The sequence below is a fragment of the Caulobacter zeae genome, from assembly GCF_002858925.1.
Taxonomy (GTDB): domain Bacteria; phylum Pseudomonadota; class Alphaproteobacteria; order Caulobacterales; family Caulobacteraceae; genus Caulobacter; species Caulobacter zeae.
This window is the reverse complement of sequence record NZ_PJRS01000049.1, coordinates 326709-352258: the sequence shown is the minus strand read 5'-3', so window position 1 is coordinate 352258 and position 25550 is coordinate 326709. Positions and strand designations below refer to the sequence as shown.

Here is a 25550-nt window from a genome sequence, read left to right as displayed (position 1 = left end):
CGGGGCTCTGGCTGGGTCGCTCGGCTTTTAGAGCGTGCGGACCCGGCCGATCCCGCGAGGCGAGGTCGGATGGTGGTGGCAGCCATGGTGGTGCGGCGTGCGGGTCATCGGGGCGGCGTATAGCGCAGGCGCGGGCACGGCGCCACCCACAACCCGCATCGACTTGACAGCAGACAGCGGTCAAGCCACATCTCCCGCCAACAACAAATTGGCCTGACCAATATGAGGGAGAGGTCCATGCGACGTTCGTTGACGCTTCTGGGCGCCGCCAGCCTGCTGGCACTGGCCGCCGGCCCGGCTCTTACCGCCGAGTTCCCGTTCAACGCCGGCTGGCGCATGGCCACCGGCGACCTGGCGGGCGCCGAAGCCCTCGCCTTCGACGACGCCGCCTGGAAGCCGGTCACCCTGCCGCGCGCCTTCAACGAGGACGAGGCCTTCTCGCGCGACATCCACGAGCATTCGACGGGCATCACCTGGTACCGCAAGCGCTTCGTGCTGCCGGCCGATCAGGGCCCGGCCGTGGGCGGCCGCGCCATCCTCGACTTCGAGGGCGTGCGCCAGGCCGGCGACGTCTATGTCAACGGCGTGCGGGCCGGCGGCCACGAGAACGGAGCCACCGCCTTCGGGGTGGATGCGACCAAGCTTCTGAAGCCCGCCCCGTTCATCAACGTCATCGCCGTGCGGGTCGACAACGACTGGAAGTACAAGGAGCGCGCCACCGGCAGCGGCTTCCAGTGGAACAACAACAACTTCAATGTGAACTACGGCGGCATCCACCGCGCGGTGCGGCTGCGCCTGACCGGCGACCTGCATCAGACCTTGCCGCTCTATACGAGCCTGGGCACCACCGGCGTCTATGTCTGGGCCGACCAGTTCGACATCAAGGGCCGCAAGGCCACGATCCACGCCGAAAGCCAGGTTAGGAACGACGGCGCGAAAGCCCGTACCTTCGCCTATCGCGTCACGCTGAAGGATGTCGACGGCAAGCCGGCCGGCCAGTTCACCGCCCCGGCCGTGACCATCGCGCCCGGCGAGACCAAGACGGTTTCGGCCAGCCAGCGGCTGTCGGACCTGCACTTCTGGAGCTGGGGCTACGGCTATCTCTATGCGGTGACGACCGAACTGGTGGAGGACGGCAAGGTCGTCGACAGCGCCCTGACCCGCACCGGCTTCCGCAAGACCGAGTTCAGGAACGGGACCGTCTTCCTCAACGACCGCGCCATCCAGGTGCACGGCTACGCCCAACGCACCAGCAACGAGTGGCCGGCCCTGGGGACCAACATCCCGCCGTGGATCAGCGACTTCTCCAACGGCCTGATGGTGGAAAGCGGCGGCAACCTGGTGCGCTGGATGCACATCGCCCCGGCCCGCCAAGACGTCGAGAGCGCCGACCGTGTGGGCCTGATGCAGGCCATGCCGGCCGGCGACGCCGAGAGCGACGTCTCCGGCCGTCGCTGGGACCAGCGGGTCGAGGCCATGGCCGACGCCATCGTCGCCTTCCGCAACAACCCGTCGATCATCTTCTACGAGGGCGGCAACGAGAACATCAGCGAGGCGCACATGGCCGAACTGAAAGCCGTGCGCGACCGGCTGGACCCGCACGGCGGCCGCGCCATCGGCTCGCGCGAGATGCTCGACAGCAAGGTCGCCGAATACGGCGGCGAGATGCTCTACATCAACAAGAGCGCCGGCAAGCCGATGTGGGCGATGGAGTATTCCCGCGACGAGTCCGCGCGGAAGTTCCAGGACGCATTCACCGCCCCGTTCCACGCCGACAGCCCCAGCTACAACCGCAACCAGGACAGCATGGTCGTCGAGACCGTGCAGCGCTGGAACGACTACTGGGTCGAGCGCCCGGGCGGCGGCGACCGCGTCAGCGCCGGCGGCGTCAACATCATCTTCTCCGACAGCAACACCCACTTCCGCGGCGACAACAACTATCGCCGCAGCGGCGAGGTGGACGCCATGCGCATCAAGAAGGAGGGCTTCTTCGCCCACCAGGTGATGTGGGACGGCTGGGTCGACGTCGAAAAGCCCCGCTCGCACATCGTCGGCCACTGGAACTACGCCGCCGGCACGGCGAAGGACGTGCTGGTGGTCTCCAGCGCCGACAGCGTCGAGCTGGTCCTGAACGGCAAGTCGCTGGGCAAGGGCGCAAAGTCGGACGGCTTCCTCTTCACCTTCAAGGACGTCGCCTACGCCCCCGGAACCCTGACGGCCATCGCCCGCGACGCCAAGGGCAAGGAGGTCGCCCGCGACGAACGGGTCACGACGGGTCCGGCGGTCGCCCTGAAGCTGACCCCGCGCACCGGCCCCGGCGGCTGGAAGGCCGACGCGGCCGATATCGCCCTGGTGGACGTCGAGGCGGTGGATGCGGCCGGCCGGCGCGTGCCGACGGCGCTGGATATGGTCAGCTTCGACGTGGCCGGTCCGGCCGAATGGCGCGGCGGCATCGCCCAGGGCGACTCCAGAAGCGAGACCAAACCGACCGACACCCCGGTCTCGGCCTCGGGCGAACCGGTGACCAAGGGCCCGGCCGGCGTTGACGCGGTCACCCAGTACGCGGGCTCCAACCGCAAGGACGACAACTACATCCTGGCCAAGACCCTGCCGGTCGAGGGCGGGATCAACCGCGTGGCGCTGCGCTCGACCCTGGCGGCCGGCAAGGTGACCATCGTGGCGAAAGCCGAGGGCCTGAAGCCCGCGACCCTGACCCTGGACGCCGAGGCCGCCCCTGCCGAGGCGCCGCTGCTCCCCGTCAGCCTAGCGCGCGGCCCCACGCCCTCGACCCCGGCCTTCAAGATCCGGCGCGACGCCATCAAGGCCGTGGAGATCACCGCCGGCTCGAACGCCGACAAGGTTTCCGCCAGCGTCGACGACGACGAGGCCACCCACTGGGCCAGCGATGGCCAGCTGGAGAACGCCTGGATCGAGTACCGCCTGCCCAAGGCCCAACAGGTCGACGAGATCTCGCTGAAGCTGATCGGCTGGCGCATCCGCTCCTATCCGCTGCGGATCACCATGGACGGCAAGGTGGTGTACGAGGGCGAGGCGCCAAAAAACCTGGGCTACGTGACCCTGCCGCTGAAGGCCGCCAAGGGCTCGCGCCTGCGCATCGCCCTGACCGGGGCCACGGCCGACCGCGACGCCTTCGGCAAGATTGTCGAAGTCACCGGCGCCAAGGGCGGCTTCGACACCGGCGCCGAGAAGGTCAAGACCGGCGGCGCGCTGAGCATCGTCGAGGCGGAGTTCTACAAGAAGCGGTAGTGCCCGCGCCTCAGGTCAGGACGAAGACGCCGTGGCGCCGCGCCGCGGCCGCCGCCGTCTCGCGGACGGCTTCCGACGCCGGCAGGATGGCGTCCGTTCGATTCCATCCGCCGATCACGCGCACCGGCGTCGCCACGAAATAGATGTCCATGCTCCTGCGCTCGCGCAGGCTGTCCCGAATGATCCGGGACAGCCGGCCGCTCGAAGCAGGCATGAACCGAAAGCCGCGACGTTCGCCTTGCCAGACGTAGGCGCCTTCGCGCGCGAGCTCGGCGTAGTATGCCTCCAAGCCCCGCTCACCTTCCAGGTAATCGGCCAGCGCGCCATGATGCACCGCGCCGGGGAAGTTCACGAATAGCGCCGCGACGTACTCCTCCTGGGACAGCCGATGATCGAAGGCGGAAACCCAGAACGGCAGATCGCCCCACTCGTGGAGCGGCGGCGGCTCCTTCGGCGGCTGGCCGGGCAGGCTGTCGTCGACATGGATCTTCTTGGCCATCAGCGAGGCGAGTTCGGGCGTCATGCATACTCCGGCGGCGCGCCTGCCGGACACAGCGCCGCCAAGTCGCAATGACCCATATTTCGCGGGGATATTCCGGGGCGAGAGATTAAATCAAGACGCTTTACGCAACATCCAACATGAACACCCCGTAATGATGTCGTATATTTAATCCACCTTTCAGGCGTTTAATTTGAGAACGCCGGTCTAGCGCGGCAAGACCTTCCCCGGGATTGAGGGGAAAGTTGATGTCGAAGACCGTCTTGTTCGCCACCGCGGCCGCAGCCCTGCTCGCCGCCGGCGCGGCCCATGCCGCAGACAGCGCCCAGGCCGCCCAGGCGCCGGTTCCGACCGGCCCGGTCAGCGAGGCGCCGCTGGACGACGCGACCCAGAAGGGCGTGCTGATCTTCGTGCCGGACTTCTTCACCAGCCTGCGCCCCAACACCGCGCTGGACATGGTAGGCCGCCTGCCCGGCTTCGTGCTCAACGACGGCGCCGGCACCCGCGGCTTCGAGGGCGCGGTCGGCAATGTGCTGATCAACAACAACCGCCCCGCCTCCAAGGCCGAGACCGGCTCGAACGTGCTCTCGCGCACCCCCGCCGCCCAGGTCGAGCGCATCGAGCTGATCCGCGGCGGCGCGCCGGGCATCGACATGCAGGGCTATGGCGTCGTCGCCAACGTGGTCCTGAAAAAGGGCGCTGTCCGCCAGTCGATCCTGACCCTGAACAGCCAGATCTTCGACGGCGGCCACGACGTCTGGGGCGGCTCCTATCAGTTCACCGCCCGCGACGGCGACAAGAGCTGGGGCGTCACCCTGTCGGACGGCACCAGCAGCAGCGACTCCAACGGCGTGGGCCGCTCGGTGCGTCGCGACGGCGCGGGCAATGTGCTGCGCGACGAGGCCTTCGTGAACGACGGCTACGGCGGCGGCCGCTCGATCCGCGGCAACTACGCCGGGCCCTTCGCCGGCGGCAAGATCGACGCCACCGCCCGCTACGGCGTCAACGACTGGCAGGACTGGCAGGAACTGACCTCGGCCACCTCCAAGCGCCGCACCGCCTATGAAGAAGACAGCCGCTCGGGCGAGCTTGGCCTGACCTACACCCGCCCCCTGGCCCCGCGCTGGAACCTCGAGACCCGGGTGATGCACGAGTTCGAAAAGTTCGACAGCGAGGCCACCAGCGACGCCACGCTCAGCGGCGTGGTCAACCCGCAGGAGCTGTTCGGGGCCGAGGGCGACTCTTCGGAATCCATCCTGCGCGCCACCATCCGCCACGAGCGCAAGCCGGGCCTGACCTTCGAGTTCGGCGGCGAGGTGGCCTACAACATGCTCGACGTGAAGCAGGCCTATTCGGTGGGCGGAACGGCCGTTCCCCTGCCCTCGGCCTCGGTCAAGGTCGAGGAGACGCGCGGCGAGGCCTTCCTGAAGACCACCTGGCGCGTGAACCCCAAGCTGACCCTGGAAGGCGGGGTGCGCCTGGAGAGCTCGACCATCAGCCAGTCGGGCGACGCCGACCAGGAAAAGAGCTTCTTCTACGCCAAGCCCCGCTTCCAGGCGACCTGGACGCCCAAGGCTGACCACCAGCTGCGCTTCCGCTTCGAGCGCGAGCTGGGCCAGCTCGATTTCGGCGACTTCGCCGCCTCGGCCGAGTTCGGCGACGGCACGGTCTATGGCGGCAATGTCGACCTGGAGCCCGAGCAGCGCTGGATCAGCGAACTGACCTACGAGCGCCGCTTCTGGGGCGAGGGCGTGGTGTCGATCGGCTGGCGCCACGACGAGATCATCGGCGTCATCGACCGCCTGCCCCTGCCCGGCGGCCTGTCGGCGACCGGCAACATCGGCGACGGCACGCTGGACAAGCTGTCGCTGAACATCGTCGTGCCCACCGACAAGCTGGGCGTGAAGGGCGGCCGCCTGACCTTCAAGAACGACTGGAACGAGACCCACGTCACCGATCCGACCGACCATAAGGACCGGCCGATCTCGCAGGTGCGCCCGACCCAGGCCAATATCGGCTTCTCGCAGGACCTGATGCGCGGCCAGGTGCAATGGGGGATCAACTGGCTGCCGCTGCTGGGCCAGGGCACCTACGACCCCGACCAGACCAACAAGTGGCGCGGCGCGGCCTATTACGAGGCCTTCGCCGAATACAAGCCGACCAACACCCTGGCCATCCGCGTCCAGCTGAACGTCTGGGACGACTTCGTCGTCACCCGCACGGTCTATGCCGATCGCGTCACCCGGCCGGTGCGCTACCAGGAGGTCCGCGACATCGATCCGCGGACGTTCGTCAGCCTGCGGGTGCGCAAGACGTTCTAAGAACGAGACCCTCCCCCAAGGGGAGGTGGCCCGGAGGGACGGAGGGGGAAGTTCCTTCAGAGTTCGAAGAAGCCGCCGGAGGGAGCAATCGCATCTCCCTCCGCCGGCTTCGCCGACACCTCCCTTCAGGGGGAGGGTTTTTACTTCTTCAACCGCTCGATCAGCGCGCTGGTCGACGGATCGTGCTCACCGACCGCGCCGGCTTCCAGTTCCGGCAGAATGCGGCCGGCCATCACCTTGCCCAGCTCCACGCCCCACTGGTCGAAACTGTTGATCCCCCAGATCACGCCCTCGACGAAGGTCTTGTGCTCATAGAGGGCGATCAGGGCGCCGAAGGTCTGCGGCGTCAGGCGATCTAGCAGAACCAGGGTCGAGGGGCGGTTGCCGGCGAAGGTGCGTTGGGGGGCAAGCGTGGCGATCTCGGCTTCCGAGACACCCTTGGCGGTCAGCTCGGCGACCACGTCCTCGGTGCCGCGGCCGACCATGAAGGCCTCGGCCTGGGCCAGCAGGTTCGACAGCAGCTTCTCGTGCATGCCGGCCGGGCCTTCATCCGACCTGGCCAGGCCGATCAGCTCCATCGGGGTGATGTCGGTCCCCTGGTGCATGCACTGGAAATAGGCGTGCTGGACGTTGGTGCCCTCGTCGCCGAACACCACCGTGGCCGTGCCGCGCTGGGCGGGCTTGCCGTCCGGGCCGACCGACTTGCCGTTGCTCTCCATCTCCAGCTGCTGGAGGAACGAGGCCAGGCGGCGCAGGCGGTGCGAGTACGGAACGACCGAGCGGGCGCGGCGATCAAGACCATTGCGGTTGAAGATCTGGGCCAGGGCGACCAGCACCGGGGCGTTCTTTTCCAGCGGCGCGGTGGCGAAGTGGGCGTCCATCTCGGCCGCGCCGTCCAGGAAGCCCTGGAACACGTCCCAGCCGGCGGCGACGGCCACCGACAGGCTGACCGCCGACCACAGCGAATAGCGGCCGCCGACCCAGTCCCAGAAGCCGAACACCCGCTCGTCCGCCACCCCGAAGGCCGAGGTCTTGTCCAGCGCGGTGGACACGGCGGCCAGGTGGGCGTTGGCGCCCTCCTCGCCCAGGGCCGCGACCAGCCAGGCGCGGGCGGCGGCGGCGTTGGACATGGTCTCCTGGGTGGTGAAGGTCTTGGAGACCACCACGACCAGGGTTTCCTCCGGATCGAGATCGGCCGTGGTCAGCAGGAACTCGGCGCCGTCGACATTGGCCACAAAGCGCAAGTCGATTTCCGGCTTCACCGGACGCAGGGCGTCCCACAGCAGGCGGGGGCCAAGGTCGCTGCCGCCGATGCCGATGTGCAGGATCGCCTTGAACGGCTTGCCGGTGGCGCCCTTGATCGCGCCCGAGCGGACGGCCTCGGCGAAGGCCTTCATCCGCTCACGGACGGCCTCGACCTCGGCCATCACCGGCACGCCCTGCGCCTTGATGTCGGCGTCGGCCTTGGCGCGCAGCGCCACGTGCAGCACGGCGCGGCCTTCTGAGCTGTTGATCGCCTCGCCGCCCAGCATGCGGGCGCGGGCGGCCTCGACGCCGGCGGCGTGGGCCAGATCGAGCGCGGCTTCCAGGCCGGGCTCGTCCCAAGCCTGCTTGGAGAGGTCCAGGTGCAGGCCGGCGACGTCGAGGGTCAGGGTTTCGAGACGCTGGGGCTCGGTGTCGAAGAACTCGACGATGCGCTTCTCCCCGGCGGCCTTGGCGGCGGTTTCCAGGCGGATCCAGGCGGCGTCGAGATCGGACAAGGTCGTCTCCATGTCTTGTTGGGCGCGTGGCGGCCGCCGAAACCGGCGTCCACTTTCGGCTGCCACGCTTGTGGTAAAACGGCGTTTACGAGGGCGGGCTTACCAAAGGTCAGTCTCGGCGTCATGAAGACCAATGACGTTTTTCGACCGGAGTAGCCGATGTCCTGCGACGCGATCGCTTTTTCCGCCATGCTGTGGCTGGCGTCGACTGGTTTGGCGGCGCCGGTGAACCAGGCCCCGGCCGTGGTTCAACAGGGCCAGGCCCCGCCGTCGGTGGCCGGCGAGCCGCTGTTCATCGACATCGTCAAGCGCGCCGGCGCCCTGAAGACCCGCGTCGAAGGCTATCGCGAGGCCCTGCCCAAGGATCCCGCCGCCCCGGCCCTGGTCCTGCCGGGCTTTGCCGCCTTCAAGGCCGAGATCGAGGCGCTGTCGGCGCTGGACATGAAGGGCCACGTCACCCTGAAGGAGCGCGGCGCGGTCGACGACCTCAAATGTATCCTGCGCGGCATCAGCCAGGACCTGCCGGAAAAGCTGACGGCCATGGCCGAGGCCAAGACCGTCAAGACCCAGGACCAGGCCCTACGCGACATGGTCTATCTGCTGAACGACAACGTCGAGGTCATCACCGCCCCGCCGCAGCCGGCGGCGTAGCTCCCCTCTCCCCATGGGAGAGGTTTCCGGTTTAAGCGTCCTTGTATTTCACCGCGCAGCCGTAGGGCTGGCTGGCGGGGACCGCCACCTTGCGGCCGGCCTTGAGGTCGGAAAGCGCGGCGGCGACGTAGTTCTTGGCCGTGGCGATGTCCTCGACCTTGTTGGACGGCTTGTCGTCGATGGCGCCCTGGTAGACCAGCTGGCCGGCCGGATCGATGACGTACATGTGCGGGGTGGTCTTGGCCTTGTAGGCCGTGGCGACCACGCCCTCGGGGTCGAGCAGCAGGGTGGTCGGCTTGGCGCCCTTGGCGCTCATCCAGGTCCTGGCCTGGGCGCCGTCGGCGAAATAGCCCTGCTTGCCGGGGGCCGAGGAGGCGACGCTGAGCCAGACCACGCCGTCGGCGGTGGCGGCCTGCTGAAGGCCCTGCATGTTGCCCGAATAGTGCTTCTTCACATAGGGGCAGCCCTCGTTGACCCATTCGAGCACGACGGTCTTGCCCTTGAACTCGGCCAGCGAGCGGGTCTTGCCGTCGATGTCCCTGGCGGTGAAGGCCGGCGCGGCCGCGGCGAGGGCCAGGCTGGGCGCGAGCACGACCAGCGGGGCGCTGGCGATCAGGCGACGGGTGATCATGGGAACCTCCGAAAGCGGGATGGCCGGTGTTGCGAGACACTCTCACGGATCGCCCTGCGGTGGAACAGCGCACGCGGCGCGCAATCCTTTGTCTTGCGGCCGAAAGCTTGGCCATGAAGGCTTGATCCGCCGCATTTCGGCCGCCAGAAGACGGCATCGCTTCGCCGTTTTCCTCCCGCCCCGCACGATCATGACGCTTCGCTCCAAGCTTTCGCTCGCCCCATTCGTCGCTATGGGCATCGCCCTGGGCCTGGCCGTCGCCGGCTGCACGACGACCAAAGAGACGACCGTCTTCGTGCCGGTGGTGGCCCCGACCCCGCCCAGTTCGCTGACCCCGCAGCCGGTGATGCTGTTCAACCAGTCCAAGGAGGGGCGCAAGCTCTTCACCCTGGAGGCGGAGTTCCCCTATTGCGACGTCGAGACCGGCAAGGTGATCGTCGTGCCGCGCTGGTACGTCACCGACTTCGCCAGCGTGCCGTGGTACGGCCAGGGTTTCGTCGACCCGCAGGGCCCGACGGCCCGCGCCGCCATCGTCCACGACTGGCTCTACGCCATCGGCGAGAAGGACAAGCGGGCCGAGGCCGACGCCATCTTCCTGCGCGCCATGCTGAAGTACGGGGTCAAGCCCTTCCAGGCCAACATCGCCTACCAGGCCGTGAAGACCGGCGGCGAGAAGGGCTATGGCCTGCCGGGCGACTGGCGGTTCATCGATCCGCGCCGCCAAAGCATCGCCCAGCCGCCGCCCTTCGCCAGGCCGAGGACCGGCGCGGTCAGGATCATGCCGCGCTGCCAGGGCTTCGAGGCCCTGATCCAGACCGGCTGGCGGGCCTATCCCCTGCCCAAGCCCGTCGTCGTCGCCCCGCCGCCGGTGACCACCACCCGCACGCCGATGGACGGGGTCAAGGAACGCCTGCCCTGGGGCGGCAAGAAGAAGTGATACGGCCCTCGCGGCGAACCGCGAGGGCCTGATCCGCTATTTCGGTGACAGGACCGTCCAGGTGCCGTCGCTGCCGTTGTTGTTCAGCAGGCTGTTGCTGTTCGAGAAGATCTGGCCGCCCGAGACTTCGTGGAACCCCGTGGTGTTGCCCACGACGGTCGAACCGGCGACCGTGATCAACGCCTGCGGCGAACCATTCGACGCTGCGCCGTAATTGTTGTTCGACATGATCGACTGGTTGACCGCCAGGATCGACGAGCCGCCGCCGGCGGTGTCGAACGCGGCGGCGCCGGCCACCACGTTGTTCGACATCTCGCTGCGTCCCACCGAAACGACGGCGTTGCCCGAACTGGCGCTGGCGTCCGACCGCACGCCGGCCTGGTTGTTGTTCATGAAGCTGTTGGAGATCGAGGCGACCGCCGTGGCCGAACCGGTCGGGGCCACGTGGACGCCGATGCCGACATTGTCCGAAATCGTCGAGTTGTCGATCGCCAGCTTCGCGACACCCGAACTCGGCGCGAAGAAGACGCCGGGTCCGCCCTGGGCGCGGACGATCACGCTGTCGAGGGTCAGGGAGCCGCCGGCGATGAACCGCACGCCATAGGTCCCGGTCTTGGACCCCATGATCTCGATGCCGCGGATATAGACCGCGTCGTTGACGCCGGCGTTGACGATGATGCCGCTGGTGCCGCTGTTGGTGATCCCCGCGGTGCCTTCAGGGGCGATGATCGCGATCGCCTTGGTGATCGTCACCGAGCCGTACCCGCCCGGATCCAGCACGTTGATCTGGCCGCCAGCGGCGGTCTTGCTGATGGCGCCGGCGAAAGTCTTGCATGGCGCGGTTCGAGAGCATGGATTGGCGTCGTCTCCGACACCCGAGACCCAGGTCCGGGTCGCTTGCGCCGCGGCCAGTTGCGGCATAGCTCCGATGGCGACAGCCATCACGACGAAATTCAAAAGCGATTTCATTTGTCTCTGCCTCATGTTTTCACGGACAGCGGACGCTCGAGCTACTTCGCTTTGAGTTGGTTAACCTATTTCAACTTGTAGTTAAAGGCGTCAAAATCGGCATCGTAGATTTTGTTGACGATCTCGATGGTCTCGGGCGGCAAGGCCGGCCGTTTCCGCTCGGAATTCTCCACGTGGTGACCGAAGGGGTCGGCGATCCCCGTGGCCTGGCGCACGATCTCCATGTCGGCGGCGAGGGTCTCGAACCGCGCGACGAAATCGAGCTCCTCGTCGAGAATGTTGCCGTAGACGGACCCTGGCCGATGCCGCGGCGAAAGCAGCTGCGCACGGTCGAAGAAGCGATGGTCGTGCTCGAGCACCACCGCCTCGCCGAACCGGGCGTGGTAGGTCGAGAAGTCGACCTGGCCGTCCTCCCCCTGCACCAGCCCGAAGTGCTCGGCGTACTTGAGGCACGAGATGACGCGGTCGTAGGGGTTCCGGACGATCGAGAACTTGAAGTAGTCGTCCCAGAACTCGGCATAGGCGGCCTTGGCCTGGCTGGCGAGCAGATGCTTGCTGCCAGCGTCTATCGTCCACCAGTCCCCCCCGGAGATCCAGGTCTCGATGCTGGTTCCGGCGCATCGCGGGATGTGTACGAAGATGCAGCGATACTGGTGGGATATCATCGAGGCCTCTAGGCTAGCCGGCGCCAGCCGCCCCCTTTTCCCCAAACCGCGTGCATACGCAACAGCAGACGTCCCTCACTCGAGGACGGCGGGCGGCCTCAGCCCCTGGCCGCCTTTTCCACCGCCTCGATCACCAGGCCCTCGGTCAAGAGCTGGGGCAGGATGACCGGCGCGCTGGCGCCCTTGGGATAGACGAGATAGAGCGGCACGCCCGCGCGGCCGTGCTCAGCCAGCGCCGCGGCGATGGTCGCGTCGCGCTTGGTCCAGTCGGCCTTCAGGAGGACGGCGTTCTGGGCCTTGAAGGCGTCGGCCAGGCGCGGCCCGGCCAGGGCCGTCTTCTCGTTGACCTTGCAGGTCACGCACCAGTCGGCGGTGAAGTCGACCATCACCACCTTGCCCTCGGCCTGGAGGGCGGCGACGCGCTCGGGGCTCCAGGGTTCGGCGACGAGGCCGGGGCCGGCCGCCTGCGTGACTTGCGGACCAGCGGCGGGGACCGGGGCCTTCAGGGCGCCGATGGTCAGAAGAACGCCGCCGGCCAGGCCCACGAGGGCGAAGCCGAAGGCGACCAGCGGGGTCTTGCCGGCGAACCGGCGCGTCTCGCCCAGGCCGTAGGCCCAGGCGGCGAAGGCCACGAGGACCGCCGCCGCCAACAGCAGGGCCAGGGCGACGCCGCCGGCCTGCTGGCTGAACACCCAGACCAGCCATGCGGCCGCGCCGTACATCGGAAAGGCCAGGGCGTGCTTGAGCACGTCCATCCAGGCGCCGGGCCTAGGCAGCTTCTTCAGCAGGCCCGGCGCGAAGGCCAGGATCACGAACGGCGCGGCGAAGCCGATCGCCAGGGCCAGGAACACCAGCAGGGCGAAGGCCGGCGGCTGAGTCAGGGCGAAGCCGAGCGCGCCAGCCATGAACGGCGCGGTGCAGGGGGCGGCAACGATCACCGCCAGGGCGCCGGTCAGGAAGGCGCCGGCCATGCCAGAGCCGGCCGAGACCCCGCCCGCCGCGCCCTGGACGGCCGCGCCGACCTCGAACACGCCCGACAGGTTCAGCGCCACCAGCAGCATCAGCAGCGACAGCACGGCGACCACCGCCGGTGATTGCAGCTGGAAGCCCCAGCCGACGGCCTCGCCGCCGGCGCGCACGGCGATCAGCAGGCCGGCGAGCGCCAGGAAGGTGGCCACGACGCCGACCAGGAACGCCAGGCCCTGGGCGCGGGTCTTGCCAGCGTCATGGGCGTGGGCGGCCAGGCTGGCGGCCTTCATCGACAGCACCGGGAAGACGCACGGCATCAGGTTGAGGATCAGGCCGCCGAGAAAGGCGAACAGCAGGGCCACCGGCAGGCCGCCGACGCCCGCAACGTCAGCAGCGCCGCCGCCGGCCGCTTGCGAGCCGCCGGTCGAACCGGCGCCGGCCGCGGGAAGCGAGCCTAGCCCTACAGACCCCGCAGGGGTCTCGCCGGCGGTGGCGGTGATCTCGTAGGAGCCGCCCTTCAGCGCCAGCACGCCCGACAGCTCGGTCGGCGCCTCGGTCGCTTCGGGACCGAAGTCGAAGCCGGCGGTCAGCGACAGGGTCAGGCCCTCGGCCCCGCGCTCGATCGCCTGGGGCGCGGCGTGGTCGATGGCCTTGCCCGAATAGGGGAAGAAATAAGCCTCGGCGAAGTCGGCGCCCTTCAGGGCCGCGCCGGTGACCGACAGCTTGATGGTCTCGCCGTCCTTCTTCCAGGTGGCCTTCAGGCCGGCGGGCTTGGGGGCGGCGGCCAGCACCTTCCCGACCGTCTCGCCCCATTTGGGATCGGGCTTGGCCGGGCCGGCGACGACCGGCAGCGGCAGGGTCACCACCGCGTCCTCGGGCACGCAGATCTCCTCGCAGACCAGGAAGGCGGCCGCCGCCTGCAGGGTCACGGTCTGGCCCGGCTTGGCCGAGGCCGGCACGGTGATCGGCACGGGCAGCAGCACTTCGCCGCTATAGGCGTAGTCCCGCAGCGGCCCCACGCGCACGCGCTCGGGCGTCGGCCAGACGATGCCGCCGGCGGTCCAGCCCGTGGGCAGGGTCCAGACGATCTTGGTCGCGTCGCCGGCGTCGCCGGGATTGCGCCAATAGGTGTGCCAGTGCGGCTGGATCTTCTGGCGCAGGGCCACGAACACGGTCGAGCCGGGCACGGCGGCGGCTTCCTGCGAAACCAGCTCCACCTCGATATGCCCGGTCTTGACGACCTCGGCGCGCGCCGGCGAAGCGGCGGCGAGAAGGGCCAGCGGGGCCAGGACGGCGGCGAACAACCTGCGCAACAGCATCGGCGACCTTGCAAAGAAACTTCGCGATGACACATGGCCCGTGCGCGCGCTCTCGACAACCTTCAAGGCGCCGTGGTCAGGTCGCTCGTCCGCTTCGACGGGCGCTTCGACAGGAGAACACGCGTGCCGGCTTCCTTCGACGACATCCAGATCGGTCAGGTGGTGACCCTGGGCGCGACGGTGGTGGACGAGAAGGCGCTGGACGTCTTCATCGCCGCCTTTCAGCCCGGCTGGGACCCGTCGATGGGCGCGCCCGACGCCATGGTCTTCGCGATCTGGACCCGCCTCGACAGCGAGGCCAGCGCCGACTGGCCCCAGACCAAGCGCGTGGGCGTCGACGCCCTGCGCTGGCTGCGCAACCCGCCGGCCGGCGAGCTGCTGCGCGGCCGAATGACCGTGATGGGCAAGGACCCGGTCGGCGAGGGCAAGGGCATCGTCATCGCCCAGCAGGACCTGCTCGACGAGGCAGGGCGGCTGGTCTTCTCGTGCCTGACGCGGAGCATCTTCGCCCGCTGAGGCGGCCTTCGCCCCCACAAGTAGGAGCGTACCCATGATCAAGACGCTGATCGCCGGCGGACTGGCCCTTGCCTTGACCTGCGCCGCCCCCGCCCTGGCCCAGGACGACGAGATCGATCCCAAGGCCGTGGACCTGGCCAAGCTGATCGCCTGCGAGACCTATGACGTGCCGACCTACAACACGGTCGCCTTCTGGCTCGCGGGGACCGAGGGGGCCGACGCCCGCAAGCACTTCGGCCTGACCGAGGTGAAGTCGCCCAACTTCATGCTCAAGCAGTATCGCCTGGCCCGGCCGATCGCGGTGTTTGGACGGACGACCAGCCTGATCGCCTTCAACAGTTCGGGACCGATGGCGGTGCTCGACGAAGCCGACCCGCATCCGCTGGCCAAGCAGCTCAAGATCGAGCCGGCGATCGATGTCCCGGCCAAGTTCATGGGCGAGCGGATGATCACCGAGAAGACCGAGTCCGCCGACGGCCTGACCACGCAGACGCGCATCACGCTGAACGTCTCGACCGTGACCACGCACCCGGGCAAGACATTGGCCGGGTGCAGCTACAAGATCGAGGTGATGTAAGGCCTCAGGCCGCCGTCGGGGTCGCGGTCTCGCGGGCCAGCAGCACGTGCACGGCGTCGGCCGAGCGGGCCTGGCGCAGCTGCTCGCGCAGTTCGGGCTGGCGCAGCATGCGCGAGACGCGGGCCAGGGCCCGCAGGTGCTGGGTGTTGGCCTCAGGCGGGGCGAACAGGGCCAGGAACAGGTCGACCGGCTTGTCGTCCAGCGCGTCGAAGGCGACGGGGGTCTCCAGGCGCACGAACACCGCCCGCACGCGATCCAGGCCCGGCACGCGGGCGTGCGGCAGGGCGACGCCCTGGCCGACGCCGGTCGAACCGGCCGCCTCGCGCTCGATCAGGCCGTCGAGGGCGATGTCGGAATCGAAGCCGAGCACGCGGCCGGCAAAATCGGCGATGACGCCGAGAACCTGGCGCTTGTCCTTGGCGCTGACGCGCAGGGTCACCGCCCCGTGGTCCAGAAGATCGCCGATAGTCATGGACTTCAACTAGCTCGCTCTATACCGGCCGCCGAAAGCTCGGCCGCCGCGGTCCCGAAACGCGCCGGGACCGCTTAGGCTCCAGCTAGCTCAAGGTCGAGCCGTTTCCGTTCAGCGGCTTGGTGCGCTCGGGGTCGATCCAGCCGATATTTCCGTCCGGCCGGCGGTAGACCACCGACAATCCGCCGTGGGCGGCGTTCCTAAACACGATTGCCTGGGACTCGGTCAAGTCCAGTTCCATGACAGCCATGGAAACGGTCATCGTCTTCAGCGAGGCCTGGGTCTCGGCGATCACCATGGCCGACGGGGCGCCGGCGGGGTGGTCCTCCTCGATCGACCAGTCCTCGTCCTCGTGCTCGTCCTCGGGGGCTCGCAGCACGTAGAAGGCCGCGTTCTCGGCCTGCTTGGCGGTGGCCGCCTCGGTATGGCTCTTGAGACGGCGCTTGTAGCGCCTTATGCGCGTCTCGATCTTGGCCAGGGCCTGGTCGAACGCCATGTGGGCGTCGCCGCCAGAGCCGTGGCTCATGAGCTGCTGGCCCGAAGCCAGCTTTACCGAACAATCGACACGGAAGGCGTAGCCCTCCTTGCTGATCACGACGTCGGCGTCACCGCCTCGGTCGAAATACTTGCCGATGCTCAGGGCGATTTCGTCGGCGACTCGCGCTCGCAGAGCCTCACCAACGTCGACATGCTTGCCGGATATTTGGACTTGCATGCCCTATCAACGCGCCGGTCCGGGGGCGGTGTCAAGCGGGAGGAAAACGGCCTCAGAAGAGTCCCGAAAAGACCCCGATCAGCCTCTTGACGGCGGCGGTCACGACACCAGCGCTGAGGAACAGGAGGGCGGCGCTGGCGGTCGCCATCAGGTAGCCGAGCAGGGCCAGCAGGCCGTCGCGCTGCAGCAGGGCCAGGGCCAGGACGGCCACGGTCGCGCCAGGGGCCAGGTTTCCAAGGGGAATCGGCAGCACCAGCACCAGGGCCAGCAGCGTGCAGATCACCCCGATGAAGCGCTCGCCGCCGGCCGCGAACATGAAGCCGAGCCTGGGCCGCGTCACCACCTCCAGGCGGCGCAGAACCGGCGTGATGCGCCGGAAAAGGCCCCTTAGGTCGTCGCGCTTAAGGGGTTTTTCCAGCACCCCGCGCGGCAGCCATGGCGCATTGGCGCCCCAGGCGATCTGCGGCGCCAGCAGGAGAATCGGCAAGGACAGCAGGGTCGAGGAGCCGGGCGGCAGCGGCAGGCAGTTGAGCAGGCCGAACACCAGCAGCGTGGCCCCGAAGGCGCGGCTGTCGAAGGCCTCGAGCATCTGGGCGACGGTCAGCACCGGCCGCGGGTCCTCGCCGAACCCCTCGATCACGTCTGACAGCTTCTCGTCGCTCATTCCCGGCCCTGTTTCGCAAGGCAGGTATAACGCAGGACGCGCGCAAATCGCTTGCGCGAAAACGTCGCTATTCGGCGCAGCGCGGGAGGGGCTACACGCTTTCCTTGATCAGGCGGCGACGTTCGACCGACGAGGGAATGCGCATGGCCTCGCGGTACTTGGCCACCGTGCGGCGGGCGATGTCGACGCCGGCCGCCTTCAGGATCTCGACGATGCGGTCGTCGGAGTGGACGTCGGCCTCGGTCTTCTCGGCGTCGACCAGGCCCTTGATCTTGTGGCGGACGCTGGCGGCCGAATGGGCCTCGCCGCCTTCCGACGACTGGATGGCCGAGGTGAAGAAGAACTTCAGCTCGAACACACCGCGCGGGGTGGCCACGTACTTGTTGGAGGTGACCCGGCTGACCGTGCTCTCGTGCATGCCGATGGCGTCGGCGACGGTCTTGAGGTTCAGCGGCCGCAGGTGCTCGACGCCGTAGGCCAGGAAGCCGTCCTGCTGGCGCACGATCTCGCTGGCCACCTTGAGGATGGTCTTGGCGCGCTGGTCGAGGCTTTTGACCAGCCAGTTGGCGGTGGCGAAGCTGTCGGAGACGAAGGTCTTTTCCTGGTCGCTGCGCGCGCCCTTGGAGACGCGGGCGTGGTAGCGCTGGTCGACCAGCACGCGCGGCAGGGTGTCGGTGTTCAGCTCCACGTGCCACATGCCGCCCAGGCCTTCGCGCACGTGGACGTCGGGCACCAGGGTCTGGGGCGGATCGCTGTGGAAGGCCGCGCCTGGACGCGGCGTCAGGCCGCGGACCTCGGCGATCATCTCGCGCAGGTCCTCGTCGTCGACGCCGCAGATCCTGCGCAGGGCGGCCAGGTCGCGGCGCGCCAGGAGGTCGAGGTTGTCGAGCAGGGCGGCGATGGCCGGGTCGTAGCGGTTGACGTCGCGCAGTTGCAGTTCCAGGCACTCGCGCACGTCCCGGGCGGCCACGCCGCAGGGCTCGAAGCCCTGGACGACCTTCAGCACGCGCTCGACGCGGTCGAACCCGCAGCCGAGCCGCTCGGCGATCTCCCAGAGATCGGCGCGCAGGTAGCCGGCGGCGTCGACGGCGTCGATCAGGATGGCGGCGATGGCCTCGTCGGACGGCGACAGGCCGGCCAGCAACAGTTGGGCGTTCAGATGTTCGGAGAGCGTCTCGGGACGGTTCAGGGCGCCTTCGAAATTGTCGTCGCCCTCGAAGCTGCCGCCGCCGCCGGCGCGCGACCAGTCGATCTGGCCGCCGGCGTGCTCGGCGCCGAAACCCTCGCCGTCGCCGGTGGCGCGCTCGCCGGGCGAGACGTCGTCGCCGGGCGTGTCCATCTCGCGATTGGCCGAGGCGTCCGAGACGCTTTCCATGCCCAGGTTCTCGACGGCGCGCTCGGCCTCGCCCTCGCGTTCGACCTCGCGGTCGCTGTCGTCGCGCTGCAGCAGCGGGTTACGTTCGAGCTCGGCCTCGACAAAGGCTTCCAGCTCGATGTTCGACAGCTGCAGAAGCTTGATCGCCTGCTGCAGTTGCGGAGTGATGACAAGGCCCTGGCCCTGCCGGATATCGAGTCTGGGGCTGAGCGCCAACGCGCCCTCCTGGCAAATCGAACGGAAGTTACGATCGCCATTGAAAGGCCGGTCTGGTTAACGGGGCGCGAACGCCTGCAAATATCGGGCCGGTGCGACCATCCGTCCGCGAAAAAAGAAAAAGGCCTTGTGGGACAAGGCCTTTTTCGAGCTCGACGCGGTCAGGCGCCGCGCCGCAATCTGGTCCGAACCGTTTAAGCGCGGTCGGCGAAGCTGTCGCCCAGGTAAACCCGGCGCACTTCGGGGTTGTCGACGATCTCCTTCGGAGACCCTTCGAACAGCACCTCGCCGGCGGCGATGATCGAGGCCCGATCGACCATGTCCAGCGTCTCGCGGACGTTGTGGTCGGTGATCAGGATGCCGATGCCGCGGTTCTTGAGGTAGTTCACGACCTCGCGGATGTCGGAGATGGCCAGTGGGTCGATGCCGGCGAACGGCTCGTCGAGCAGCATGAACGACGGCTCGCTGGCCAGGGCGCGGGCAATTTCCACGCGGCGGCGCTCACCGCCCGACAGGGCCACGGCCGGCGACTTGCGGATGTGGGTGATCCGCAGCTCTTCCAGGATGTTGGTCACCGTCTCGCGCGCCACGCGCTGGTTCTTCTGGCGCATCTCGACCACGGCCATGACGTTCTGCTCGACCGTCATGCCGCGGAAGATCGAGGCTTCCTGCGGCAGGTAGCCGACGCCCAGGCGGGCGCGCTGGAACATCGGCTGGGCCGTGATGTCCTCGCCGTCGAGATAGATCGAGCCGTAGTCGGCGGCGATCAGGCCCGTGACCATGTAGAAGGTGGTGGTCTTGCCGGCGCCGTTGGGGCCCAGGAGACCGACCACCTCGCCGCGCTTGAGGCGCAGCGAGACGTTCTTGACGACCGGCCGGTCGCCGAAGGTCTTGCCGACGCCGTCGACATAGAGACCGTCCTCGGTCGAGGCGCCGCCCAGGGAGTTGAACTGCATCACGGCTCTCAGGGCTTGGGCTTGTTGGCGTCGTCCGCGGTGCTGGGATAGACCACGGCGCGCACGCGGTTCTTCTTGCCCGCGCCCTTGGTGGTCGATTCCATCCGCACGTCGTTGGTCTTGGTGTTGACCACCATGCGGTCGCCGCGGGCGACGTCCTGGCCCTGGATGGCGATGACGTTGCCGGTCACGACGATGGTGTTGGAGGCGTAGTCGTAGGTCGCCCGGTCGCCGCGCACGGTCTGCTTGGGCGTGACGTAGAACACCTCGCCCTCGGCCTCGACCCGGTCAACGTTGCCGCAACCGTTGCCGTCGCCGCTCTTGGCCTTCTTCTGATTGTAGAGGGTCATCTTGGCGGCGCGCAGGCGCGAAGTCTCCTGCAGCACCTCGACGGCGCCGCGGAAGATCGTCTTGCACTGGCTGGAGATGGTCTCCTGCTCGTCGGCCGAGATGTCGACCGGCGCGCTGGAGCTGTTCTGCGCCAGGGCCGGAGCGGCCGAAAGCCCGCCAAGCAGGCTCGCGGCGATAGCGGCCGCCATTGCTCGTTTCATCGACCTCGCCCTCATCTGTCGCATCGTCCTCTAGTTCCCGTCGCCGTCGACGCGGTCCAGGCGCGTTTTCACGCCGCCTCGGAAAACGATGCGGTCGCCCTTGTCATATACGGAATAAGCGTTGGATTTCACCTGTCCTGTGGGGCCTTCGCCCTGCAACAGGGTTTCGCCGGTGATCACGCCGGTCTTGGTGTCGACGAAAGCCTCGTCCGACGCGAAGCGATAGCCGCCCCCGTCGTCCATGCGCACGTCGCCGCGCAGCACCAGCTTGAGGGTGTCTTCGCGATAGACGCCGTTCTTCGAGGTGACCCGCGTCGGCTTGGGCTCGTCGGTGCCCAGCGTCAGGGTCGGATCGTCCAGCAGCACGCGCTTGAGGTCGGCGTCGTCGCGAACCGCCGAGCGGGCGGTGATCAGGAAGGCCCGGCCTTCGCTGGACTGGCCGTAGAAGCGCGGGTTGAGCATGCGGATCTGGGCCTGGGGCCTTTCCGGCGCGCGCTCGGCGGCGGTCACCGTGCGCCAGATCACCTGCCCCACGGACGCGCCGACCAGGGCGAGGATGGCGACCGGCAGCAGCAGGCGCGCGCCGCGCACCAGGCGCGAACGACGGCGCCAGCGCCGCAGATCGCGCTTGAAGCCCCCCCTCATCGCCACGTCCACCACGGCTCGTCTCCCTTAAGCGTGCGCGAAGATGTCGACGTCTTCCCAGCCGGCCAGGTCGAGCGCGGCGCGGTGGGGCAGATAGTCGAAGGCGGCCTGGGCCAGGGCCATGCGGCCCTCGCGCACCAGCATGGCGTTCAAACGCTCGCGCAGGCCATGCAGATGCAGCACGTCCGAGGCGGCGTAGGCCACCTGCTCGGGGCTCAGCGAATCAGCGCCCCAGTCGGAGCTCTGCTGGGCCTTGGACAGCTCCACGCCCATCAGCTCGCGCGTCACGTCCTTGAGGCCGTGGCGGTCGGTATAGGTGCGGGCGAGCTTGGAGGCGATCTTCGTGCAGTACACAGGCGCGGTCATGACGCCCAGATGCAGCAGGAACATGGCGATGTCGAAGCGGCCGAAGTGGAAAAGCTTCAGCACGGCCGGATCGGCCAGCAGCTTCTTCAGGTTCGGCGCGTGATAGGTCGAGCGGTCCAGGCGCACCACGTGGGCGTCGCCGTCGCCGGACGACAGCTGCACGACGCAAAGCGGATCGCGCCCGAGGCGCAGGCCCATGGTTTCCGAATCGATGGCGATCGCGGTCGCCCCGGCGAACACGCCGTCGGGCAGATCGCCTTCATGAACAAAGCTGGCCAAGTGTCTTTCGTCTCCACGCGTCGGCGTCGTCGCGACCGGCGCCGCTCCGACGTCTTATAGTGGAGCGTCGGCGATGCACGCCAGATGAACGGAGTATCTATTGTAAGGAAAGCTTGGCGCCACCGCCTCGTCGCATGCTTGCGAGAGGGGTGGTGCCCAGGAGAGGACTCGAACCTCCACGACCTTTCGGTCACTGGCACCTGAAGCCAGCGCGTCTACCAATTCCGCCACCTGGGCCCGCGGCGCAACCCGTTGGGCCGCTGCGAGGGCCGGACGTTTATGCAATGGTTCTGGCGGCGTCAATCGCATTTCTCACTTTTCTTGCGAACATCCCCAGGCTCGTCTAATCCCCCCATCATCGCAGCGACTGAGGAATGGAAGATGCAGGGTCTGGTCACGGTGTTTGGCGGCTCGGGCTTCGTTGGAAGCCAGGTGGTGCGCGCCCTCGCCAAGTCGGGCTATCGCGTACGCGTGGCCGTGCGTCAGCCCAATCTGGCCTATCGCATGCGCATGCTGGGCGATGTCGGCCAGATCGAGGTGATCCAGGCCAATGTCCGCAACGCGCCCTCGGTGGCCCGCGCGCTCGAAGGCGCCGAAGCGGCCGTCAACCTGGTGGGCGTGCTGTGGGAAAGCGGTCGCCAGCAGTTCCAGAGCCTGCACGCCATGGGCGCCAAGACCGTGGCCGAGCAGGCCGCCGCCGCGGGCGTAAAGCGCCTGGTGCAGGTCTCGGCCATCGGCGCGAACGCCGATTCGGCCGCCAAGTACGCCCGCACCAAGGCCGAGGGCGAAGCCGCCGTCCGCGCCGCCTTCCCGACCGCCACCATCGTGCGCCCGTCGGTGGTGTTCGGCCAGGACGACAAGTTCTTCAACAAGTTCGGCCAGATGGCCGCCAGCGCCCCGGCCCTGCCGCTGGTCGGCGGCGGCGCCACCAAGTTCCAGCCGGTGTTCGTCGGAGACGTGGCCGCGGCCATCGCCAAGATCATCGCCACCCCGGGCGCGCAGGGCCAGACCTACGAACTGGGCGGCCCGGCCGTCTATTCGTTCAAGGAACTGCTCGAGCTCGTCCTGACCGAGACCGGCCGCGCCCGCGCCCTGGCGCCCCTGCCCTGGCCGATCGCCGGCCTGGTGGGCAAGCTGGGCGACATCCAGGCCTCGATCCTGCCGCTGGCCCCGCCGCTGACCACCGACCAGGTCGCCCTGCTGAAGGCCGGCGACAATGTCGTCGCGCCGGGCGCCAAGGGCCTGTCGGACCTCGGGATCGTCCCGACCGCCGTCGAGGCCGTCGTGCCCTCCTACCTCTACCGCTACCGCAAGGGCGGCCAGTACGCCCCGACCCCGGCCGGCGCGTTCTGATCCGATGGCGTCGCGACGGACCTGGATCCTCCTGTCCGTCGCGACCGCCGTCCTCGCGCTCCCCGCCTTGTGGGTCGCGCACTCCAGCCAGGTAAGCCGCGCCCAGGCGTCCGCGCTGAGCGCCGCAGGCTACGGTGAGTTCACCACGCGCGGGACCCGGGCCTCGCCCTGCCGCCCCGGCGAGACGGCCGGCACCTTCCTGGCCCAGGGCCGCCACCGCCCCGAGGCTCGCGGCTATCTCTGCACCCCGCTCCTTGGCGCTACGCGCATCCGCCTGGACCCATCGGCCCCGATCGACTGGGACTGAGCCGCCAGACAAAGAAAAACCCCGCGCCGGTCGCCCGGCGCGGGGTTTTCTCTGGCTGGAGCCCGCGCCTCAGCGCGGGATGTACAGCAGCGCCAGGCCGACGACGCCGACGGCGATGCGCCAGTAGGCGAACGGCGCAAAACCGTGGCGGGTGATGAAGTTCAGCACCGTCTTGACCACGAACACCCCCGAGATCAGCGCCGCCACGAAGCCCAGGCCGATCATGCCCATGTCCTTGGTGCTGAGCTGGTCGATGTTCTTGTAGAGGTCGTAGGCGAAGGCGCCGGCCATGGTCGGCATCGCCAGGAAGAAGCTGAACTCGGCGGCCGAGCGCTTGTCGCACTTCAGGAGCAGGGCGCCGGCGATGGTCGCCCCCGAGCGCGAGACGCCGGGCACCAGGGCCAGGCACTGGAAGAGGCCGATGATGAAGGCCGTCTTCAGCGGATAGTCGGCCACGTCGGTGTGCTTGGGCTCGAACTTCATCCGATCCAGGCCCAGCAGGATGAAACCGCCGACGATCAGGGTGGTGCAGACCAGGGTCGGGCTCTCGTAAAGCACGGTCTTGATGAAGTCGTGGGCCAGCACGCCGACGAACACCGCCGGCAGGAAGGCCAGCAGGATGCCGATCACGAACCGGCGCGAGCCCGGATTGGTCGGCAGGGTGGTCAGCAGCCCCCACAACCGCCCGAAATAGACGCTGACGATCGCCAGGATCGCGCCCAGCTGGATCAACACCTGGAAGGTGTTGCCCGGGCTGTGGAAGCCCAGGAAGTGGCCGACCAGCAGCAGGTGCCCGGTCGACGAGACGGGAATGAACTCGGTCAGGCCCTCGATCAGGCCCAGCACGATCGCGATCAGCCAATCCGGCATGTCATTCCCTTGTGTAACAGGCCCTTACGAGCGGAAACGGGCGTGCGCCCGACACGGTAAAGAAAGAGTTTATCCAAAAAGTGGACTAATTTAGGGCATATCTGCGAGTCGATCGCAATGACCATGGCGGCATCACGGATATATTCGTCCAATAATTTTACCACCGCATTCTTATTGCCCTGAAGAGTCCGTATGAGGCCCTCGCAAGCAAATTTTTCCCCGGTAACGGGGTCGAGGGAAGGCGCATGGCCGAGCGCATGTTGAAATTCACGACCGTCGCGCGTCGCACGCCTGAAAAGCGGGCGGCCGAAGAGCGTAACGGCGACTTTCACGAGATCTACGCCGACTTCATCGACGCGAAAGCCAACGAGCAGGCCTCGCGCTGCTCGCAATGCGGCGTGCCCTACTGCCAGACCCACTGCCCGCTGCACAACAACATCCCCGACTGGCTGCGGATGACCGCCGAAGGCCGGCTGGAGGAAGCCTACGCCCTGTCGCAGGCCACCAACTCGATGCCGGAAGTCTGCGGCCGCATCTGCCCGCAGGACCGCCTCTGCGAAGGCAACTGCGTCATAGAGCAGTCGGGTCACGGCACCGTGACGATCGGCTCGGTCGAACGCTACCTGACCGACAAGGCCTGGGAGATGGGCTGGGTGAAGCCGCTCGTCGCCGGCCCCGACCGCGGCCAGTCGGTGGGCGTCGTCGGCGCCGGCCCGGCCGGCCTGGCCGCCGCCGAGAAGCTGCGCGAGCAGGGCTACGCCGTCACCGTCTACGACCGCCACGATCGCGCCGGCGGCCTGCTGATCTACGGCATCCCCGGCTTCAAGCTGGAGAAGGACGTCGTCGAGCGCCGCACCCAGCGCCTGGCCGACGGCGGCGTCACGTTCAAGCTCGGCTTCGAGGTCGGCAAGGACGCCACCCTGGAAGAGCTGCGCGCCCAGCACGACGCGGTGCTGATCGCCGTCGGCGTCTACGCCGCCCGCGACCTGACCGTGCCCGGCGGCGGCGACAAGGGCGTGGTGCCCGCGCTCGACTACCTGATCGCCTCCAACAAGAAGACCCTAGGCGACGACGTCCCGGCCTATGACAGCGGCGAACTGAACGCCCAGGGCAAGGACGTGGTCGTGGTCGGCGGCGGCGACACCGCCATGGACTGCGTGCGCACGGCCATCCGCCAGGGCGCGACCTCGGTCACCTGCCTCTATCGCCGCGACAAGGCCAACATGCCCGGCTCGCTGCGCGAAGTGGCCAACGCCGAGGAAGAAGGCGTCACCTTCGAATGGCTGGCCGCCCCGCGCGCCCTGTCGGGCGACGCCAACGCCGTCACCGGCGTGAAGGCCATCCGCATGCGCCTGGGCGCCCCGGACGCCTCGGGCCGCCGCAGCCCCGAGGAGATCCCCGGCGGCGACTTCGACCGTCCGGCCCAGCTGGTGGTCAAGGCCCTGGGCTTCGAGCCCGAGAACCTGCCGCAGGCCTGGTCGGCTCCCGAGCTGAAGACCACCCGCTGGGGCACGGTCAAGGCCGACGTCCGCAACCAGATGACCAATCTCGACGGCGTGTTCGCCGCCGGCGACATCGTCCGCGGCGCCTCGCTGGTGGTGTGGGCGATCAAGGACGGCCGCGACGCCGCCGACGCCATGCACCGCTACCTGAAGGCCAAGGCCGGCGCTCCCGCGCTGATCGCGGCGGAATAAGAGAAG

General features: G+C 68.3%; 24 protein-coding genes and 1 tRNA gene. 9 read left to right on the top strand and 16 right to left on the bottom strand.

Annotated features, from left to right (window positions below):
• Positions 1–237: 237 nt before the first annotated feature.
• Positions 238–3267 (top strand): DUF4982 domain-containing protein, encoded by a 3030-nt coding sequence (locus SGCZBJ_RS24995; protein ID WP_101720604.1) that lies wholly within the window; start codon positions 238–240, stop codon positions 3265–3267.
• Positions 3268–3277: 10 nt separating this feature from the next.
• On the opposite strand, the gene SGCZBJ_RS24990 is transcribed toward SGCZBJ_RS24995, so the two are convergent.
• Complete coding sequence (locus tag SGCZBJ_RS24990; RefSeq protein WP_101720603.1) at positions 3278–3790, bottom strand: hypothetical protein; 513 nt, start codon at positions 3788–3790, stop codon at positions 3278–3280.
• 224 nt (positions 3791–4014) lie between these two features.
• Here SGCZBJ_RS24990 and SGCZBJ_RS24985 point away from each other — a divergent pair, with 224 nt between their 5' ends.
• The gene (locus SGCZBJ_RS24985; protein ID WP_101720602.1) at positions 4015–6087 is read left to right on the top strand and encodes a TonB-dependent receptor plug domain-containing protein; all 2073 of its coding nucleotides are present in this window, start codon (positions 4015–4017) and stop codon (positions 6085–6087) included.
• Between the two features lie 140 nt (positions 6088–6227).
• Here the strand turns inward: SGCZBJ_RS24985 and pgi are convergent, their stop codons facing one another.
• A complete protein-coding gene (gene pgi, locus SGCZBJ_RS24980) occupies positions 6228–7847 on the bottom strand; it encodes a glucose-6-phosphate isomerase (RefSeq protein WP_101720667.1) in 1620 nt (539 codons plus the stop codon).
• A 159-nt stretch (positions 7848–8006) separates the two neighbouring features.
• On the opposite strand from pgi, the gene SGCZBJ_RS24975 reads away from it, so the two are divergent.
• Complete coding sequence (locus tag SGCZBJ_RS24975) at positions 8007–8498, top strand: hypothetical protein (RefSeq protein ID WP_101720601.1); 492 nt, start codon at positions 8007–8009, stop codon at positions 8496–8498.
• 31 nt (positions 8499–8529) lie between these two features.
• Here the strand turns inward: SGCZBJ_RS24975 and SGCZBJ_RS24970 are convergent, their stop codons facing one another.
• Positions 8530–9129, bottom strand: coding sequence for a redoxin domain-containing protein (locus tag SGCZBJ_RS24970; protein ID WP_101720600.1), 600 nt, complete (start codon positions 9127–9129; stop codon positions 8530–8532).
• 232 nt (positions 9130–9361) lie between these two features.
• On the opposite strand from SGCZBJ_RS24970, the gene SGCZBJ_RS24965 reads away from it, so the two are divergent.
• Positions 9362–10066 carry a DUF1353 domain-containing protein gene (locus SGCZBJ_RS24965; protein WP_165799437.1) on the top strand — a complete coding sequence of 235 codons (705 nt, stop codon included), beginning with the start codon at positions 9362–9364 and terminating at the stop codon, positions 10064–10066.
• A gap of 36 nt (positions 10067–10102) precedes the next feature.
• Here the strand turns inward: SGCZBJ_RS24965 and SGCZBJ_RS24960 are convergent, their stop codons facing one another.
• From SGCZBJ_RS24960 to SGCZBJ_RS24950, 3 genes are all read right to left on the bottom strand, one after another.
• Positions 10103–11008: a right-handed parallel beta-helix repeat-containing protein gene (locus tag SGCZBJ_RS24960; protein WP_133149327.1), complete on the bottom strand. Its 906-nt coding sequence runs from the start codon at positions 11006–11008 to the stop codon at positions 10103–10105.
• Positions 11009–11100: 92 nt separating this feature from the next.
• Positions 11101–11700, bottom strand: coding sequence for a sulfotransferase family 2 domain-containing protein (locus SGCZBJ_RS24955; protein WP_101720598.1), 600 nt, complete (start codon positions 11698–11700; stop codon positions 11101–11103).
• A 98-nt stretch (positions 11701–11798) separates the two neighbouring features.
• Entirely contained in the window at positions 11799–13988 is a 2190-nt protein-coding gene (locus tag SGCZBJ_RS24950) for a protein-disulfide reductase DsbD family protein (protein ID WP_101720597.1), read from the bottom strand.
• Between the two features lie 123 nt (positions 13989–14111).
• Between SGCZBJ_RS24950 and SGCZBJ_RS24945 the strand changes: the two genes are divergently transcribed.
• Together SGCZBJ_RS24945 and SGCZBJ_RS24940 are read left to right on the top strand one after the other, a co-directional pair.
• Entirely contained in the window at positions 14112–14504 is a 393-nt protein-coding gene (locus SGCZBJ_RS24945; protein ID WP_101720596.1) for a hotdog family protein, read from the top strand.
• 34 nt (positions 14505–14538) lie between these two features.
• Complete coding sequence (locus tag SGCZBJ_RS24940) at positions 14539–15081, top strand: hypothetical protein (RefSeq protein ID WP_101720595.1); 543 nt, start codon at positions 14539–14541, stop codon at positions 15079–15081.
• Between the two features lie 4 nt (positions 15082–15085).
• Here the strand turns inward: SGCZBJ_RS24940 and ptsN are convergent, their stop codons facing one another.
• The 9 genes from ptsN to SGCZBJ_RS24895 form a co-directional block, all read right to left on the bottom strand.
• Positions 15086–15553 carry a PTS IIA-like nitrogen regulatory protein PtsN gene (gene ptsN, locus SGCZBJ_RS24935; protein WP_101720594.1) on the bottom strand — a complete coding sequence of 156 codons (468 nt, stop codon included), beginning with the start codon at positions 15551–15553 and terminating at the stop codon, positions 15086–15088.
• 85 nt (positions 15554–15638) lie between these two features.
• Entirely contained in the window at positions 15639–16268 is a 630-nt protein-coding gene (gene hpf, locus SGCZBJ_RS24930) for a ribosome hibernation-promoting factor, HPF/YfiA family (RefSeq protein WP_101720593.1), read from the bottom strand.
• Positions 16269–16320: 52 nt separating this feature from the next.
• Entirely contained in the window at positions 16321–16932 is a 612-nt protein-coding gene (locus SGCZBJ_RS24925; protein WP_101720592.1) for an exopolysaccharide biosynthesis protein, read from the bottom strand.
• A gap of 91 nt (positions 16933–17023) precedes the next feature.
• Positions 17024–18523, bottom strand: coding sequence for an RNA polymerase factor sigma-54 (rpoN, locus tag SGCZBJ_RS24920; protein ID WP_101720591.1), 1500 nt, complete (start codon positions 18521–18523; stop codon positions 17024–17026).
• Positions 18524–18717: 194 nt separating this feature from the next.
• Complete coding sequence (lptB, locus tag SGCZBJ_RS24915) at positions 18718–19479, bottom strand: LPS export ABC transporter ATP-binding protein (protein WP_101720590.1); 762 nt, start codon at positions 19477–19479, stop codon at positions 18718–18720.
• An 8-nt stretch (positions 19480–19487) separates the two neighbouring features.
• Positions 19488–20018, bottom strand: a complete 531-nt coding sequence (locus SGCZBJ_RS24910; protein ID WP_338065474.1) for an LptA/OstA family protein — start codon at positions 20016–20018, stop codon at positions 19488–19490.
• A gap of 42 nt (positions 20019–20060) precedes the next feature.
• Positions 20061–20675, bottom strand: a complete 615-nt coding sequence (lptC, locus tag SGCZBJ_RS24905) for an LPS export ABC transporter periplasmic protein LptC (protein ID WP_101720665.1) — start codon at positions 20673–20675, stop codon at positions 20061–20063.
• A gap of 27 nt (positions 20676–20702) precedes the next feature.
• Positions 20703–21320 (bottom strand): ribonuclease D, encoded by a 618-nt coding sequence (locus SGCZBJ_RS24900; protein WP_101720588.1) that lies wholly within the window; start codon positions 21318–21320, stop codon positions 20703–20705.
• A gap of 150 nt (positions 21321–21470) precedes the next feature.
• Positions 21471–21557, bottom strand: a tRNA-Leu gene (locus SGCZBJ_RS24895).
• Positions 21558–21701: 144 nt separating this feature from the next.
• Here SGCZBJ_RS24895 and SGCZBJ_RS24890 point away from each other — a divergent pair.
• Positions 21702–22673 (top strand): complex I NDUFA9 subunit family protein, encoded by a 972-nt coding sequence (locus tag SGCZBJ_RS24890; protein ID WP_101720587.1) that lies wholly within the window; start codon positions 21702–21704, stop codon positions 22671–22673.
• Positions 22674–22740: 67 nt separating this feature from the next.
• Positions 22741–22980 (top strand): hypothetical protein, encoded by a 240-nt coding sequence (locus SGCZBJ_RS24885; protein WP_133149326.1) that lies wholly within the window; start codon positions 22741–22743, stop codon positions 22978–22980.
• A gap of 69 nt (positions 22981–23049) precedes the next feature.
• Here SGCZBJ_RS24885 and SGCZBJ_RS24880 read toward each other — a convergent pair whose 3' ends face one another.
• Positions 23050–23850, bottom strand: a complete 801-nt coding sequence (locus tag SGCZBJ_RS24880) for an undecaprenyl-diphosphate phosphatase (RefSeq protein ID WP_101720585.1) — start codon at positions 23848–23850, stop codon at positions 23050–23052.
• Positions 23851–24095: 245 nt separating this feature from the next.
• On the opposite strand from SGCZBJ_RS24880, the gene SGCZBJ_RS24875 reads away from it, so the two are divergent.
• Positions 24096–25544 carry an NAD(P)-dependent oxidoreductase gene (locus tag SGCZBJ_RS24875; protein ID WP_101720584.1) on the top strand — a complete coding sequence of 483 codons (1449 nt, stop codon included), beginning with the start codon at positions 24096–24098 and terminating at the stop codon, positions 25542–25544.
• The last annotated feature ends 6 nt before the right edge of the window (positions 25545–25550 follow it).